Annotated in this window: 13 protein-coding genes and 1 pseudogene; 3 read left to right on the top strand and 11 right to left on the bottom strand. The window is 58.1% G+C overall.

Annotated features, from left to right (window positions below):
- The first annotated feature begins 276 nt into the window (after positions 1-276).
- Complete coding sequence (locus AC3I0A_RS15560) at positions 277-2,358, top strand: putative bifunctional diguanylate cyclase/phosphodiesterase (protein ID WP_489372869.1); 2,082 nt, start codon at positions 277-279, stop codon at positions 2,356-2,358.
- A gap of 91 nt (positions 2,359-2,449) precedes the next feature.
- Positions 2,450-3,196 (top strand): SDR family oxidoreductase, encoded by a 747-nt coding sequence (locus AC3I0A_RS15555; RefSeq protein WP_489372867.1) that lies wholly within the window; start codon positions 2,450-2,452, stop codon positions 3,194-3,196.
- Between the two features lie 152 nt (positions 3,197-3,348).
- Here the strand turns inward: AC3I0A_RS15555 and mapR are convergent, their stop codons facing one another.
- The 3 genes and pseudogenes from mapR to AC3I0A_RS15540 form a co-directional block, all read right to left on the bottom strand.
- Positions 3,349-4,758 carry a GntR family transcriptional regulator MpaR gene (gene mapR, locus AC3I0A_RS15550; protein ID WP_489372866.1) on the bottom strand — a complete coding sequence of 470 codons (1,410 nt, stop codon included), beginning with the start codon at positions 4,756-4,758 and terminating at the stop codon, positions 3,349-3,351.
- 133 nt (positions 4,759-4,891) lie between these two features.
- Positions 4,892-6,304: a cytochrome c oxidase accessory protein CcoG gene (gene ccoG / locus AC3I0A_RS15545; protein ID WP_489372865.1), complete on the bottom strand. Its 1,413-nt coding sequence runs from the start codon at positions 6,302-6,304 to the stop codon at positions 4,892-4,894.
- Positions 6,305-6,510: 206 nt separating this feature from the next.
- Positions 6,511-6,618 (bottom strand): annotated as a pseudogene (locus AC3I0A_RS15540) (DUF3203 family protein); the annotation flags it as partial.
- Positions 6,619-6,691: 73 nt separating this feature from the next.
- Between AC3I0A_RS15540 and AC3I0A_RS15535 the strand changes: the two are divergent.
- Positions 6,692-7,186, top strand: coding sequence for an MgtC/SapB family protein (locus tag AC3I0A_RS15535; RefSeq protein ID WP_489372863.1), 495 nt, complete (start codon positions 6,692-6,694; stop codon positions 7,184-7,186).
- Between the two features lie 104 nt (positions 7,187-7,290).
- Here AC3I0A_RS15535 and AC3I0A_RS15530 read toward each other — a convergent pair whose 3' ends face one another.
- The 8 genes from AC3I0A_RS15530 to AC3I0A_RS15495 form a co-directional block, all read right to left on the bottom strand.
- Positions 7,291-7,923, bottom strand: a complete 633-nt coding sequence (locus AC3I0A_RS15530) for a LysE family translocator (RefSeq protein ID WP_489372861.1) — start codon at positions 7,921-7,923, stop codon at positions 7,291-7,293.
- Positions 7,924-7,972: 49 nt separating this feature from the next.
- Positions 7,973-8,320, bottom strand: a complete 348-nt coding sequence (locus AC3I0A_RS15525; RefSeq protein WP_489372859.1) for a cation:proton antiporter domain-containing protein — start codon at positions 8,318-8,320, stop codon at positions 7,973-7,975.
- A gap of 120 nt (positions 8,321-8,440) precedes the next feature.
- Positions 8,441-9,175 (bottom strand): SDR family oxidoreductase, encoded by a 735-nt coding sequence (locus tag AC3I0A_RS15520; protein WP_489372857.1) that lies wholly within the window; start codon positions 9,173-9,175, stop codon positions 8,441-8,443.
- 1 nt (position 9,176) lies between these two features.
- On the bottom strand, positions 9,177-9,911 hold the full coding sequence (locus AC3I0A_RS15515) for an SDR family oxidoreductase (protein WP_489372855.1): 735 nt from the start codon (positions 9,909-9,911) through the stop codon (positions 9,177-9,179).
- Between the two features lie 10 nt (positions 9,912-9,921).
- Complete coding sequence (locus AC3I0A_RS15510; protein ID WP_489372854.1) at positions 9,922-14,217, bottom strand: SDR family oxidoreductase; 4,296 nt, start codon at positions 14,215-14,217, stop codon at positions 9,922-9,924.
- Positions 14,196-15,059 carry an alpha/beta fold hydrolase gene (locus tag AC3I0A_RS15505; protein WP_489372852.1) on the bottom strand — a complete coding sequence of 288 codons (864 nt, stop codon included), beginning with the start codon at positions 15,057-15,059 and terminating at the stop codon, positions 14,196-14,198. The genes AC3I0A_RS15510 and AC3I0A_RS15505 overlap by 22 nt, the downstream gene beginning before the upstream one ends.
- Positions 15,060-15,094: 35 nt before the next feature.
- Positions 15,095-15,445, bottom strand: a complete 351-nt coding sequence (locus AC3I0A_RS15500) for a hypothetical protein (RefSeq protein ID WP_489372850.1) — start codon at positions 15,443-15,445, stop codon at positions 15,095-15,097.
- A 43-nt stretch (positions 15,446-15,488) separates the two neighbouring features.
- Positions 15,489-16,445 (bottom strand): chlorinating enzyme, encoded by a 957-nt coding sequence (locus AC3I0A_RS15495; RefSeq protein ID WP_489372849.1) that lies wholly within the window; start codon positions 16,443-16,445, stop codon positions 15,489-15,491.
- Between the last annotated feature and the right edge of the window lie 10 nt (positions 16,446-16,455).

Raw genomic sequence — 16,455 nt, 5'->3', positions numbered from 1 at the left:
CGGCCCTAAAAACTGCAAAGGTGTTGCATCAGGCACACCGCATTCGCCGATTTTACGACTGCTGCGCAGCCGAGCGGGAGCAAGCTCCCTCGCCACAAGTCAGTGCAAGTCATCAGATCACTTAGATCATCCTCACATTGGGTGAGGGACATCAAGTCATCAGACCAATGGCCAATTGATAATTTTTCTCAGTGCGTTCTGTAGCGCAATCGGTACAATCGACGGCTTTGCCCCCGAGCATGGATGCAGTTCGGCTCACCGGCTACGAGAAGTCCCATGCTCATCGGTAGTTATTCCCCCGCCCTGGTTTTGATCTCCCTTTGTGTGGCGATTCTCGCTTCCTATACCGCACTTGACCTCACCGGACGTATCGCCACGGCCAAAGGCCGGGCGGTTCATCTGTGGACGGCTGGCGGCGCGCTGGCCATGGGGGTGGGCATCTGGTCGATGCACTTTATCGGCATGCTGGCCGTCAGCTTGCCGATCGACCTCGGTTATGACCTGACGATCACCCTGTTATCCCTGCTGATCGCCATTCTGTCTTCTGGTTTTGCCCTGTGGCTGGTCAGTCAGCCGCACTTGCCGACCTGGCAACTGGCGTTCGGTGCCTTGATCATGGGCGCCGGAATCAGCGCCATGCACTACACCGGCATGGCTGCCATGCGCATGCAGCCGGGCATCGATTACGATCCGACGTTGTTCAGCGCTTCCTTGTTGATTGCCGTCGTGGCGTCAGCCGCCGCGCTGTGGATCGCTTTCCGGCTGCGGCAAAACACCCCTCACGTCATATTTGCCCGTGGCGGCGCGGCAGTGATCATGGGCATCGCCATAGTCGGCATGCATTACACCGGGATGGCCGCAGCGCGTTTCGCTGACGGCAGTTTTTGTGGCGCGGCGCAGGGTGGCCTGAGCGGCAAGGGGCTGGACAACCTGGTGCTGGTCTCGACGCTGGCGGTGCTGTGTATCGCATTACTGACCTCGGTCCTCGATGCCCGCCTCGAAGCCCGAACCGCGGGGCTGGCCAACTCCTTGACCCTGGCCAATCAGGAACTCACCCAACTGGCCCTGCACGACACTCTGACCGGATTGCCGAACCGGGTGCTGCTGGCCGATCGCATTGATCAGGCGATGAATCTGGTGCAGGAGCAGGGCGGTTGTTTTGCGCTGATGTTCATCGATCTGGACGGCTTCAAGCCGGTTAACGATGCCTTTGGGCATCACATGGGTGACCAGTTGCTGCGTGAAGTCGGCCTGCGCCTGCGCGAGGACTTGCGCAGCCAGGACACCCTGGCGCGCATCGGAGGTGATGAATTCGTGTTGCTGGTGCAGCTCGGCGAACCGGACGACGCCTTGCGCCTGGCGGCCCGGCAGGTCGGGCTGCTTTCGCGTTCGTTCCGGGTGGCCGAGCATGACTTGCAAATATCCGCCAGCGTCGGCATCGCCGTTTATCCCGGTAACGGTGAGACCGCACAAGAATTGCTGATGAACGCCGACGCGGCGATGTACCACGCCAAAGGCACCGGCAAGAACGGCTATCGCTTCTTCGACGCCTCGATGAACACCAACGCCCGCAAACAACTGCAATTGCTGCAAGACCTGCGCGCTGCCGTCGAGCACGAACAGTTCAGTCTGTATTACCAACCCAAGTTCGATGCCGGCAACGGCCAGCCGATCGGTGCCGAGGCGCTGTTGCGTTGGGTGCATCCGCAGCACGGCATGCTGTTGCCGGACAAGTTCATCGATCTGGCGGAAAAGACCGGGCTGATTATCCCGATCGGCGAGTGGGTATTGAACGAAGCCTGCCGGCAGATGCGTGAATGGTACGTGCAGGGCTATACCGGCTGGCGTATCGCGGTGAACCTGTCGGCCCTGCAGTTTTGTCATGCGGGGCTGGTGAAAAGCGTCGCCAGCGCACTGGCCAGGCACCAGTTGCCGGCCAACAGTCTGACCCTGGAAATCACCGAAACCACCGCCATGAGTGACGCGGATGCGAGCATGACGGTACTTCAGGAACTCTCGGATATGGGCGTTGACCTGTCTATCGATGATTTTGGTACCGGCTACTCGAGCCTGATGTACCTCAAGCGTTTGCCGGCCAACGAATTGAAGATCGACCGTGGTTTTGTCCGCGATCTGGAACATGACAGCGACGACGCCGCCATCGTTTCAGCCATCGTCGCCCTGGGCCAGGCGCTTGGGCTGCGGATCGTCGCCGAAGGTGTGGAGACCGACGTGCAGCAGAACTTCCTGACCCAATTGGGTTGTGATTCGTTGCAAGGCTACCTGCTTGGGCATCCGCTGCCGGCCGAGCGTTTCATTGCCGATATCCATCGGGCGGAGCAATTGGCGGCGAGCTGAACGGCGTTGTGCTTGACTCGAGCCCATGCAAAAGCGATCACTGGCGAGTACTCTTGCAGCGGATTGCAGCTTTGAATGGGGGAAAGCCAGCATGGATAAAGTCATCATCATCACTGGTGGCAGCCGCGGTATCGGCGCGGCCACTGCGCTGCTGGCAGCGCAGCAGGGTTATCGGATCTGCATCAATTACCAGGCGGACGAGCAGGCCGCCCAGCAGGTGCTCGAGCAAGTCCGCGCGCTGGGCGCCCAAGCGATTGCCATGCGCGCCGATGTCAGTATCGAAGATGAAGTCATCGGTTTGTTCCACCGGGTCGATACCGAACTGGGCCGGGTAACGGCACTGGTGAACAACGCGGGCACCGTCGGGCACAAGGCCCGGGTCGATGAAATGTCCGAATTTCGCATTCTCAAAGTCATGAAAACCAACGTGCTGGGGCCGATCCTCTGCGCCAAGCACGCGGTGTTGCGCATGTCGCCCAAACACGGCGGTCAGGGCGGCAGCATCGTCAACGTCTCCTCCGTCGCCTCGCGTCTGGGTTCTCCCGGCGAGTATGTCGACTACGCAGCCTCCAAAGGCGCGCTGGACAGCTTCACCATCGGCCTGTCCAAAGAAGTGGCCGGCGAGGGCATTCGCGTCAACGCGGTGCGACCTGGTTATATCTACACCGACTTCCACGCCCTGAGCGGCGATCCGGAGCGGGTCAGCAAACTCGAATCCGGCATCCCCATGGCCCGCGGCGGCCGCCCCGATGAAGTGGCCGAGGCGATCATCTGGCTGCTGTCGGACAAGGCTTCGTATGCGACCGGGACTTTTGTGGATCTGGGGGGCGGGCGTTAAGGCTTTAGAGCTGCATCGTCTGTTCAGCCGTCATCGCGAGCAAGCTCGCTCCCACATTAGATCCGTGTTGTTCACACCATAGTGGCCATATGCAGATCAACTGTGGGAGCGAGCTTGCTCGCGATAGCGGTGGCTCAGGCAACACTGAACCATCAGAACGACCGCACAATCCGCCCCAACGTCTCCATCGCCTTCTCCGAATCCTCAGTCCACGGGCTCCCGTAGTTCAACCGAATACAATTCCTGAACCGCTGGGTCGGCGAAAAAATCGGCCCTGGCGCAATGCTGATCCCTTGGGCCAACGCCATCTGAAACAACTTCAACGAGTCCATCTGCGCCGGCAGTTCCAGCCACAGGAAGTAGCCGCCGGCCGGTTGGCTGACGCGGGTCTGGGCCGGAAAGTAGCGGGCGATGGCGGCGAGCATCGCGCTTTGCTGTTCTTCGAGGGCGTAACGCAGCTTGCGCAGGTGGCGGTCGTAGCCGCCGTGTTGCAGGTAGTCGGCAATGGCGGCCTGAGCCGGCATCGAGGCGCAGAGTGAGGTCATGAGTTTCAGCCGTTCGACTTTCTGCGCGTAGCGCCCGGCGGCGACCCAGCCGATGCGGTAGCCGGGGGCCAGGCTTTTGGCAAAGGAGCCGCAGTGCATCACCAGACCTTCGGTGTCGAAGGCCTTGGCCGGTTTTGGCGCCTGCTGGCCGTAATAGAGTTCGGCGTAGACGTCGTCCTCGATCAGCGGCACCTGATGGCGGCGCAACAGCTCCACCAGTTCCTGTTTCCTGGCTTCGGGCATGGTCGCGCCCATCGGGTTCTGGAAGCTGGTCATGCACCAGCAGGCCTTGATCGGGTGCCGTTCGAGGGTTTGCGCCAGGACCCCAAGGTCGATGCCATCCCGGGGGTGCACGGGGATTTCCACGGCTTTGAGCTTCAGTCGCTCGAGCACTTGCAGGCTGGCATAAAAGGCCGGGGCTTCGATGGCCACCAGGTCGCCGGGTTCGGTCACTGCTTGCAGGCACAGGTTCAGGGCCTCAAGGGCGCCATTGGTGATCAGCAACTCTTCCATGGGCAGCATCAAGCCGCCGACCATGTAGCGCAGGGCGATTTGCCGACGCAGTTGCGGATTGCCCGGCGACATGTCGGTGACCACCATCCGTGGGTCCATTTCACGGCTGGCGCTGGCCAGTGAGCGGGCCAGCCGTTGCAGCGGGAACAGGGTCGGGCTGGGGAAGGCCGAGCCAAAGGGCACGGTGTTCGGGTCCTTGATCGAGTCGAGGACCGAGAACACCAGTTCGCTGACGTCGACTTCGGTGGATTCGTTGACCTGGCTGCTGATCACCGGCTCCGAGAACGGGCTCGGTGCGTGGGTGTTGACGAAGTAACCGGAACGCGGCCGGGCGCGGATCAGGCCGCGGCGCTCCAGCAGGTAATAGGCCTGGAACACCGTGGACGGGCTGACCCCGTAAGTCTGACTGGCGTAGCGCACCGACGGCACGCGCTGGCCGGGGCCGAGCACCCCGGAGCGGATCAGTTCAGCGATGTCGTCGGCGAATTTTTCGTAGCGTTTCATCTAAGACCCGGTTTGGCGATATTCAGGAAAATTCGGGTGAATTCTTCGCGGGCAAGCCACGCTCCCACAGGTTCGGCGTCGCTCTTGTGGGAGCGTGGCTTGCCCGCGAATGGGCGCACTGCAGTCTAAAGGCTCAACGGTTCATCGGCGCAACAAACCGGCTTTTCGCCACGCTGTAGATGTCAGGCTCGTCGCTGTCGACAATCTTGAAGCTGATGCTTTGCGAGCTACTGCCCGGCCGTTCGGCGGTCATCGCCACCGATACTGGCACATCCGTGATTTCACCCGCCGCCAGGCTCAGCTCGGTCTTGCCCTGCAACTGGAAGCCATCGCCATCCACCAGTGCCAGGCGGTACTGCTGGCGTTGCTGGGTCTTGTTGATGATTTTCAGGCTGTAGATGTTCTCGATCTGGCCCAAGCTGTTTTCCCGGAACATCCCACGGTCCTTGCTGACATCCAGCGAGACCATCGGCCGCTCCACCAAGGCCAGCGCCAACGCGCCGATCATCAGCAGCAACACTGCGCTGTAGCCGATCAGTCGGGGGCGCAGCAGGTGAGTCTTGCCACCTTGCAGCTCATGCTCGGAGGTGTAGCTGACCAGCCCGCGGGCATAGCCCATTTTGTCCATGATCGAATCGCAGGCATCGATACAGGCTGCGCAACCGATGCATTCCATCTGCAAACCGTCACGGATATCGATACCGGTCGGACAGACCTGCACACACAGTTGGCAGTCGATGCAGTCACCCAGGCCAGCCTCGGCCGATGCAACGCCGCGTTTGCGCGGGCCGCGGTTCTCGCCGCGGGCCACGTCGTAGGAAATGGTCAGGGTGTCTTTATCGAACATCACGCTTTGAAAGCGCGCATAGGGGCACATGTGCATGCACACCGCTTCGCGCAACCAGCCGGCGTTGATGTAAGTCGCGCCGGTGAAAAACACCACCCAGAACAGGCTGACTCCGGCCATTTGAAAGGTCAGCAGTTCATTGGCCAGCGGGCGGATCGGCGTGAAGTAACCGACAAAGGTCAAACCGGTGAGCAGGCTGATGGCCAGCCACATGGCGTGCTTGACCGAGCGGCGCATCAGCTTGTTCAGGCCCCAGGGGGCGGCTTGCAGCTTGATCCGCTGGTTGCGCTCGCCTTCGGTGACCTTTTCGCACCACATGAACAACCAGGTAAAGGAACTCTGCGGGCAGGTGTAGCCGCACCAGACCCTGCCGGCGAAAACAGTGATCGCGAACAGCCCGAACGCACAGATGATCAGCAGTGCCGAGAGCAGAATGAAATCCTGCGGCCAGAAGGTCGCGCCGAAGATATGGAATTTGCTTTCCGCCAAGTCCCAGAGCACCGCCTGACGGCCGCCCCAGTTCAGCCACACAGTGCCGAAGAACGCGAGGAACAACAAGCCCGCGCCGCTCACTCGCAAGTTGCGGAACAAGCCGCTGAAGCTGCGGGTGTGGATCAGGTTGTCGCTGGACTTGGCCTTCATCTTTGGACGCGAAGGCTCGAATGTTTCTACTAATCGGACGGGGATTTTATCGCTCATGGTCTTTCGCTCATCAGCCTCCATCAGGCCGAAGCACTATGACCAGCGATCTGTTTGCATAACAGACTCAGGTATTCGAATAAAAAGCGGATCAGATGGGCGCTCGGCGTCTGCCTGCGACAAGTTGCAGCACCCTCGGCGGCCCCGTTACAGCGAGACGCCAGCGCTTAACCCGGGCACTGGCCGCTGTCTGTGATCTGTATCAGTCAAACCACCGAACCACTGTCGCTGGCTTTCAAATGCTTACGGCCATCCATTGAGCCTGCGACGGTCAATGCGTCGGTTTCTGCTTTGGTGATGTAGACGCGCCCGCCTGAGTTCGTCTCCGACGCACGTCTGCCCGTGGCTGCTGTCCATCGCATATCGACCCATAAAAAGGGCAGCACCATGAACGCCTGGTGGCATGAGGTTTGGCTGACGTTACAAGCTGAGTTCGCCGATATCGGCGATGCCAGGCAGCTGACGCAAATCACTGTGCGTTTGCTGATGGCTGCCGTGCTGGGCGGTATTCTTGGATTCGAACGCGAACAGAAGGGCAAGGCCGCCGGGGTTCGCACCCACATGCTGGTGGCGCTGGGTGCCGCACTGTTCGTCCTGGTGCCACAAATGTCCGGCGCCCAGGCCGACGCCCTGAGCCGGGTAGTCCAAGGCGTGGTCGCCGGCATCGGCTTCCTCGGCGCCGGGACCATCCTGAAAAACCACGAGGGCGACGAGGGCAACGTCAAAGGCCTGACCACCGCCGCCGGCCTGTGGATGACCGCCGCCATCGGCGTCTCCGCCGGTTTGGGCCGAGAGGCGACGGCGGTACTCAGTACCTTGCTGGCGTTGGCGGTGTTTAGTGTGATGCCGAGGGTGGTGCGGTTGTTGGAGAAGGATGAGTAGATATTTTGAACAAGATACAGCGAGCTCGTGAGGTAATGACCTTACAAGCATAAGGGATCTTATTTGTGAAAACGGGACACTAGGGAAGGGGCTAATTGGATGATTTAGCGCATCGAAGAATTCAAGATCAGACCGCCACCTAATCCTATGAAGACGGCTCCGCTGCCCCGATTGATCATACTCCATGTCCGACCAGAAGAAAGCCGTGCAGCGACTCGGCTTGCGAGCCAGGAATAAAAGCAAAGTGCAATAAAAGAGCAAAAGGCAAACGTCAAGGCAAGCGAGAGTGATTGAGCCAGGATGAGTTCGCCAGGTTTTACGAACTGAGGAAAGAGTGCGGAGTAGAAAAGCAGGGCCTTGGGGTTTGAAAGCCCAACCAGATAAGCTTCGATAAATAGCCGCGTGCGAGTTGTCTGGCTTGTCATTTCCCAAGTTTGAGTCTTTACTGGTCCGCGGCTGAGCAGTAGCTTAATACCGAAAAAAATCAGATATCCGCCGCCCAGAATTTGCGCCCAGAACGCAAACATGGGGGATGAATTAAATACAATCGCCACTCCCGCGGTGGCCAATAATGCATAGGTCAGCATGGCGCTGACATTTCCAGCAATCCCACTCAATGCACGCTGAAAACCAACTTGTGAACCATTACGTATAGCCAGTAGAACAGCCGGGCCGGGTGATAAGGTCGCGGCGATGGCGAGTGTTAAAAATGCCACCCATTCTGTATAAGAAAACATGCAAACCTCCTAAAGATTCAAAATTCTCACATCCTGTTCGCGGTCAAAACTATAGCGCAGCCATTGAGCGAGTTCGCCAAGCACCAGGAACATACTGCTCGCCACCAGCACGGATACCTTTGCCCCTGTTACGCACCTGTTCTACATCAACGTGAAGCCCTGCGGTAAAGCAGAAAAAAACCACGGTAAGAGAAGACAATACTTGCAGCCCAGGGAAGCTGTTGACAGGGAAAAGTACTGACTTAAGCTCTGGCGCTACAGCTCCGAGAAGAGTGGGGCCCAGTGCAATTCCCGACAGTATCTGAATCACCGCCAATGGGATCAATTTGCGTAAAGGCCACCATAAAACCAGTGGTGCGATGAGAATAGTCAATGTTTGTATCAGCAATAAAAACATTGCAGTACTTCCCTGTAAGCGCACGTTGGGTGCGTTGATTGAAACTATCGAACCTGGGTTTATATTAGCGCTGTGCCTGCTTCTATTAAGCAGCGGCGAGCTTCTCCGCAGTTGGAGGTGTCAAGACCAGCCCCCAGTGAAGTTGATCACTTCACCGGTGACAAAGTCAGTACTTCCGGAAAGCAGAAACAAGATCAACTCACCTATTTCAGTGGCCCGTCCAAGTCGAGCCATGGGAACACTCTCACGCAGTTGCTCTAAAGCTTGCGGCGTGCTCCATAATTCATTCGGGTAGTACTGAGCACTTTCAAGAAAGTTCGGAGCCACAGCATTAATCTGAATCCCCAGAGGGGCGAATTCCTTGGCTGAGGCTCGGGCCATTGCACTGGCTGCGGCGCGCGCACTGGCGTATACGACAAAGCCGGATGCCGGTCGCAGAGGAGCGGCTGAGGTCACCAGAACTATCCTTCCTTTACGACGTTCTTTCATCGCCAAGGCGGCACTGGTCAGCAGTCGGTATGGCCAGACAACCATGGCTTCGAGTGCTTCGCGAAGATCGACGGCTTCGCCTTCTTCCAGTGGTGTCCAGAGTGCCGGTCCAACATCATTGCTGATCAGTTTGTCGACGCGCGTAAAGCGCTGCAGGGCATCCTCTATCAAGGCTTCGGGGGATAAGGCAGGGCTCGCGAGGGCGCCGGGCCACTGCTTCATGAATTGCACTCTCGCGGTCTCGTCTGCAAACGCCGGGTCATGGCAGAGAAATACATCCTCGGGTTTGCGTGAGGGCGCGGCCAGAACTCCTGGGCCAGCGTAGGAGAGCGCATGGGTCAGCACCACCACTTGAGGTTCGTCCATTTCACACCTTCTGACGGGTCGGGCGAATACGGATGTCATCGAGATGGACATGGGGCGGTTGTGCGACCACAAAAGATACCGTGGCGGCAACGTCATCAGGTACCAGGAATGGGCCTGACTCCACTTCAATATCTTTGAACCATTGACGGTCGTACCCCGCTGAGTCCTGAAATCCTGATTTCACGAATCCAGGTTCAATCAGCGTGACCCGTATTGCGTGGGTGCAGAGCTCCTGACGCAGACTCTCACACAGAGAGTGCAGGGCGAACTTGGTCGCTCCGTAGACCGGGTTTGCGGCAGATAGAGTACGTCCTACCGTGGAGCCGAGAATGACGATATCTCGTGGTGATTCGCCTGTCTGGTTCGACAACAGGAACTGTGCGCTTTCGCGCATCTGTTTCATGATGGAGAGCAAGTTGATGTCCACCAGCTCCTGCCACTGCGAGGCGTCGGACGTTAGTAAGCTCCCTTTCAGCCCCCTGCCTGCGGAGAGAACAATGACCGAGGGCGGTGCGCCAAACCGGCTTGTCGCAATTTCCAGCAGGTGGCTGGTGATCGAGGGAGTAGCAAGGTCTGCACTCTGCGCAGCGATATTGGGATACTCGTCGACCAAGAGATCCAGCGGCCCTTGGCGACGTCCGGTCGCCAGTACCTGAAGCCCATCTTTGGCGAACCGAGTGGCAATGGCCTGGCCAATTCCTGAACTTGCCCCTGTAACGAGAGCTACACGTTTCATATTGATAGTCCTATGACTGGCTAGGTGGGTTGGCGACGGGGCGCTGCGATCGGGCACCGGGTTGATGCTGCCCAAACGCCTCGTAGTATTCGTAGATCGCAGAACTGTCGAGCGTTCCACTCTCGAGCAGATGGGTTACGAACGCCTCGAACCAGGACTCATCCAGAGGGGCAAAGCTCAGCCCCAGGCGATTTAGATAGTGGCGCGTGCGATGACTCAGGAAACGCACGTTGGGCTGAGGACGCGTCAACCAGAATTTCGCCAGGTGGCTGATTTCCTGAGCCGAAGCGCGAGTTGAACCGGGTGCTGCCGGCCAGGTACTGGCAATCTTCCGCGCACGGCGAATCAAGCGTTCGTAGCTGTCTTCATAGGGGGAATCTACGTGGAACGTAGCGGCATTCAGGCGTTCATCCAAAGACAGAGCGACAATGCCCGCCGCCACAACGTCCACCGGCGCCAGCGTCAGTGACTGATGAAAATCTATCCTCAGATCGTCCAGGCAAGCCTGGATGATCTGAACAATCTGATTGTCAGCGGCATTTCGTTGAAAGCGACCTGTACGAGAGTGGGCGCAGACGTTGCCGAGTCGGTAGATCATTGCTCTGGCGCCGTTCAGGGCGTACTGCCGTACAAGCTCCTCCGCGGCATGTTTGGATTGTTCGTAGGAATTACGAAACACCTGGCCTGCATTGAGTGTGCTTTCATCGAAAATCATCACATCAGCAGCGTGGCAACTTCCGGCAATCGACAGGGTCGAGACATGGTGAAAGTCCAGATAGCCAGCCTGGGTCGCGAGTTCGAGCAGGTGTTCGACACCTTCTACGTTGACTTGTTTGAGCTGGCTCAATGGCACAAAAAGCCTGACGTCGGCCGCGCTGTTATAGATGGCGCCCAGATCATCACGCAGCTGTGCGTAGCGCTGGCGGGACAATCCCAGATCCGGCAGGCTGATGTCGCCTGCCAGTGCCACCAAGCGGAGCTTGGCAACAGCCTTGATGCTGTCTTTCTGGCAGTATTCATTGAGCGTCTCAAGCAGGCGCTGTTGTGCAACGACATCATTCGGTGCCCGGACGATGCAGTAAATCGTGCCACTGGTGCGATGTAGCAGTTCTTGCAGAATATGGACGCCGACGAACCCTGTGGCACCGGTCAGCAGTACGCTGTCTCGCTGAGGATAGTTGACCTGCTCAAAGCGTCGGCGCGCTGCCCGATACCACAGTGCGCCGCTGGCATTCCCGGATTGCACAAGGGCAGTCGGGCGTGGGGCGCACTGGGAAAAGTCCAGCAGAATACGCTGCATCTCCCGCAGTATTGCCGCTACGGTGTCCCGTGCAATGCGTTGTGCGGTGAATGTGCAATCGATGGTCAGCGCCTCTTCCAGTAACCTTGCAGTCAGGGCCGTCGAATGTTGACGCGCATTGCCGGTCCCCCGGGAAAGTCCGGGATAGCAGCGGGAGAACGTTGGACGTAGAGGATGTTCACTCGGCAGCTCGAAACGCCCCAGGAAATTGAACAGCAGGTGCGGTGAAGGGAGTTTCGCCTTACGCAAGTCTTCGGCGAACGCCCCGCATTCGCTGACGGCCAAAGGCACAGCTTGCATGGCTTGAAGAACGGCCTCCAGGGTTTCCTGGAAGTGCTCGGGCGAGGCGTTCATCAGCACGGGATAGAGGCTGGTAAACCAACCCATGCACGAAGAAACATCGACTGACGCGTTCTTTCTGACACGACCGTGGCTTTCAATATCCACCCAGCAAGCCTTTACGCCCGTTTGCGTGGCATATGCCTGGCAAAAAGCCGCGAGCACGACAATGTGGACAGGTACATCGCGCGTTGCACAGGCCGCTATCAGCTCGCCGGTTTCCGTCGCGCTCAGTTCCAGCCAGATTGAGTAGGCGTCGCCCTCGCTGGCAGCCAGTACGGGCAGGGTCATGACCATCGGCAGGCCTTTGCGACAGTGTTCAAGATAGAGCTTCAGTTGTCCGGATTGCGCACGCTTTTCGGCCTCGAGTTCCTTGAACCACGAGTTGGCGATAGAAAGCTCCAGACGTTTGTGGGTCGCGGTCGCGGCATACTTGCCATTCAAGTCATCCAGAAGCTCCGAGAGGGCAATGCGCCAGGAAATCCCATCCACCAACGCATGATGAGCCACACAGAATATGAGGTCCCTGTTCCCTCCCATCTGGAAAAGGTGAATGTGGAAAGCGTTACCTCGCCACAGGTCAATGCTGCTTTGAAGCATTGACATCGCCTGCTCAAGACGCAAGTCCTGGGTTTTATCAGCGTTGGCCAGAAGCGCAGAATGGCTGAAGTAAGGGCTGCTGCTCTCAGTACGCTGCAGTTGCCAGCTTTCACCGACTTGAACTGCACGAGCGGTGAGCGTCGGGTGGCGCTTTACTAAAGCGCAGACCGCGCTTTTGACGTGCTCGGGATCGACGAGGCTTTCTATTTCAACGACAAAAACCTGATTCCAGTGATTTCTGTCGACGATCTGATGATTGCCGAACCAGTCGTGTAACGCGGGAGATAGTCGCGACCTATCTTGTTCTATCGTTTCGGGTGCCGACACGGCGAGGGCTTGGGCGGCCCGTATCGAGAGGGCGAGGGCCTGGATGGTCGGTGCGTTCAGAAAGTCCTTGGTGCTGGCTTCCAGTCCATTCATCTGCAGTGAACCGATCATTTTGATTGCTTCGATGCTATTACCGCCGATCTCGAAAAAGTCTTCCCCTGGTGAGACGCTGTCGAGGTTCAGCTGGCGCATCCAGACAGTTTGCAAATGCGCAATCAGCGGGTCCTCGGACATATCCACGGCGGAGTCTGTCCTGGATACGACAGGCTCCTGAAGCAAGGCCGCCAGTGCTTTGTAATCGGTTTTGCCATTGGCGCTTAAAGGCCAGGTATCAACGCATAGCAATCTTGAAGGCAGGAGTGCCGGGTCAAGACTGGCAGCCAATATGCCTATCATGTCTTGCGATGTCGTCGTTCTCTGCGACTTCAAGGCGAACACTACCAGCCGTCCTGACTCTGCAGGTGCGATCAGGCAGGCAACACGTTCAGCCTCCAGGATGGCGACGATAGTCTGTTCAAGAGTATCCAGCTGGACCCTGAATCCGCTCAGTTTTACCTGCCGGTCCTGCCGGCCGATGAACTCGGCTACGCCATCATCACCGAGACGGACGTCGTCGCCCGTACGGTAATAGCGAATTCCCGTCGGGCCGTCTGGCTGTATAAAAGACCGGTCTGTCGCTTCGGCATCATTCAGGTAGCCGACCGCAATAGCCGGGCCGCTTATCCAGAGATCGCCCTGGCCCGTCGATGCCCGTTCACCCTCGATCGAAACGACAAAACGGGTAGCCCCCAGCGGCCGGCCGATAGGGACTGATGTGTGTCCTTGACGCTGCAGCTGTCCGACATCGAGGACCGGGTAGGCGGCGACACCAATGGTCGTTTCAGTGGGGCCGTAGTGATTCCAGACCTGAGTTGCGCAGTTGGAATCCAAAGACATGTGTGCCACATCGAAGGTAAAACGCTCACCGCCCAATAGCAGAAAGTCGAGCAACGGTTGTCTGAAGGGGAGCGTTCTGCAAGAGCTCAGCATCGCTTGCCAATGTGAGAGGGTCATTTTCAGAAGGCCGATCTCAGTGTTGCTCAGCCAGTCCCAAAAAGCCGTAGGGTCGCGTCGCTGGATATCATTGGCCAGCACCATGGCGCCGCCAGTCCACCAGGCAATAAACAGGCTGGTGTTGCCCAGATCTGCCTCCAGGCTGCTGACGTGTCCACAGGACAAGGCCTGGGTAATCTTCAGTCGTTCGCTCAACCCAAGGCAGTAGTGGGCGATGTTGTCGTGGGTGATGCCGACAGCCTTGGGGCGACTGGTGGAACCCGAGGTGAGCACGATACAGGCGAGCCCGGTCTCGCGAGAGTGGGGATGAGCGCCGTTGGCAAAGACCGTCAATGGCCTGGGGGAGGGATCCGAGCCTTGGGTTACGCTGATCAGCGCGTCAAACAGCTCATCATCGGACACAGTTGCCGGCGTATGGCCCGACTCACGTCGTTCGCGTATGCAGTAAGCGGCGCCAGAGAGCAGCACACCCAGCAGGTGGATGAGCAGATCGGCGCTACGGGGACCTTCGACCAGTACCAGATGCCCATCGCCGATTCCAGCATCGCGCAACGCCGACGCTGTGCTCTTCGCTCCTTGCCAGAGACTGGCGTAAGAAACCTGCCGTCCATCAGCAATGATCGCTGGAGCCTGGGGGCGTGTCCGCTGGTGCCCGTCCAGTTGCACTAGTAAAGAATCCTTTTGCATATTTCACCTTTTGCAAATGTCGAAAGTCCGTCGCAGGTCCGGGCCGGAAACTGCGTGGTCGAGACCGAGGCGATGAAATCGCTGACGGTACTGAGCAGTTCCTGGTCTTCTAACAGGACATCGAGGTGGTCACCCTTGGGGCGCTCGAGGAGCTGTCCCTGCGGTAGCAGGCTCGCCAGTCGGCGTGAGGGTTCCGGGTGTGCCATCCGATCGTTCTGGCTGGTGAGCAGCAGGACCGGACAAGTGATTTGATCCGCTATGGGTAACGCATCAAAGTTCATCAATGCGCTGTTGATCAGCGCATAACGCTGGAACAAAGAAAATCGCGTGTAGGGGTAGAGCACGAACGGACCCAGACGTGCCGGGATGCTGAGTGCGAGCCCCGGATCGAGCAAGGTTTCGTAGATGGATCTGGCCTGTTCGATGTTCTCCTGGGTGTCGAACAGCATGCTTTCGAACTGTTCTTGAAAGGGGGTTCTGGGGCTGTCGGCACCGACTTTTATGTCGCCGTGGCAGACACTGAGGGACGCGATCCGCTCGGGAATTTGCGCGGCGGCGAGCAAGGACGACGCGGCGCCGCCACAGATGCCAATCAGGTGTACCCGGGTTAATTCGTATGCCGTTATGAGGCCTGTTATTTCGTCGCAGACAACCTGTACGGGATCGCCGGCAATGGCCGGCAGGGGGTCGCTGGAGAACATCAGCGCTGACTCCCAGGTGATGGTCAGGTACTGCTCGCCCAGTAGTTGCATCCACGGCCTGAGTGCGGCAGCCGGTACCCCACAGGGAGGAACCAGTAACACTGCAACCGTTGATTGCTCACCGGCGGTGTACACGCTCAAGAGGTGATCACCGTTGAGCCGCACAAGCCGTTTGTTCAGGCCATCGTCCAGGGCAGCTGCGGGGCAGAATTCAGGTTGATCTTCAGATAAAGGCCGGGGGGGTAAGAAAGACCATCCAGCGCCAGAAAACGGCTCAAGCCGACATCCAGACTCGACGCATTGTCAGGTTCAGCTTCACACATGACAGGTGATCGTATGCCCAGAGCGCTGCAGGTCGTGTTTATGACCTTCTCCATGGCTGCCATCTGCTTCGTTCTCTGCTCGCTTTCTTGCGCCGGGTTATCAACGTTGGCAATCGGATAGATACGCACGAGCGTGTCGCATGCCGCCAAGAAACTACAGCAGTCAAACAGCGCCCGTGTAAGCCGTTTCCACTCATGTTCCATAGCACCCCCCGTCCATGTCAGAGAAAGCCACACCTTGTAGGCGTTAAGCTTCCATAGGCTGTTTTTTCAGAAAAGGTTTGCCTGTAGTTGTGTGTGTCGCTATCCGGTTTCCATTGTTGGAAGCACGGCCGCTTACGACCACGGAGCCAAATTTCTCCAGGCTCACGCTGCCTCCGTACTCATCGACGACATCCGTATCTGGATAGACATGTACGGTGGCGGGGACATAACGGGAGGCAAACCCCATGCGCATCTGCTCGGACTGCCCTGAGTGAGGATGGGAGGCATGCATCAGGGTCGACCAGAAAATGATGAACTGGCCTGGGCGCATGACCATGGATTGCGCTGCGGACTCATCTGGTTTCCAGTCCGGATCGACTTGCAGCTGACGGTAGTCGTAGCCAAAGAAGCCACGCCGTACGCCTTCTTTCTCGGTTTGACTGAAGGCATCAGGGTCATAGACCATCCGCTTGGTTTCATCGTAATTCATGGTCTGATGCGTACCGGGAATGAACTGCAAGCAACCGTTTTCGATGTTCGCTTCGGTGAATGCCGTCCATACGGTAATGGTGCCGCCGAACTCGCGGTCTTGTGGCCATACAATCTGCGGTTTGCCTGAAGCATTGGCGAAGGTGTCCGCCTGATGCCAATCCGTACCTTCGTCCCTCGGATATTTTGGGAAAAACTCGGTGCGCCAGCACAGCACGTCCGGACCTAGAATGCTGGCCACGCGTTCAGCGATTTCTGGACGGCAGATATGTTCGGCCAAGTGCTCGTTGTCCAGGTGCCGATCATAGTTGGCAATGTTCGTGACGCCCGATATGGCGGAATCGATCTGGTAGATCGCGTTGCTTCGGTCCAGCAACTGCAACCGGAGCTTGCGCCACAGATTGTTCATTTCTTCGGGCTCATACAGGGTGAAGGGGCCTGCGTAGCCGTTACGGTGGAAGTCTCTAAGCTCTTCGTCTGTCAGGGCAAAAGAACGTTCTTGAGTAAGCATGTAAGTTCCT

It is taken from the genome of Pseudomonas sp. KH_024_B2 (genome assembly GCF_057839965.1).
This window is presented reverse-complemented; position numbering and strand designations above follow the sequence as displayed.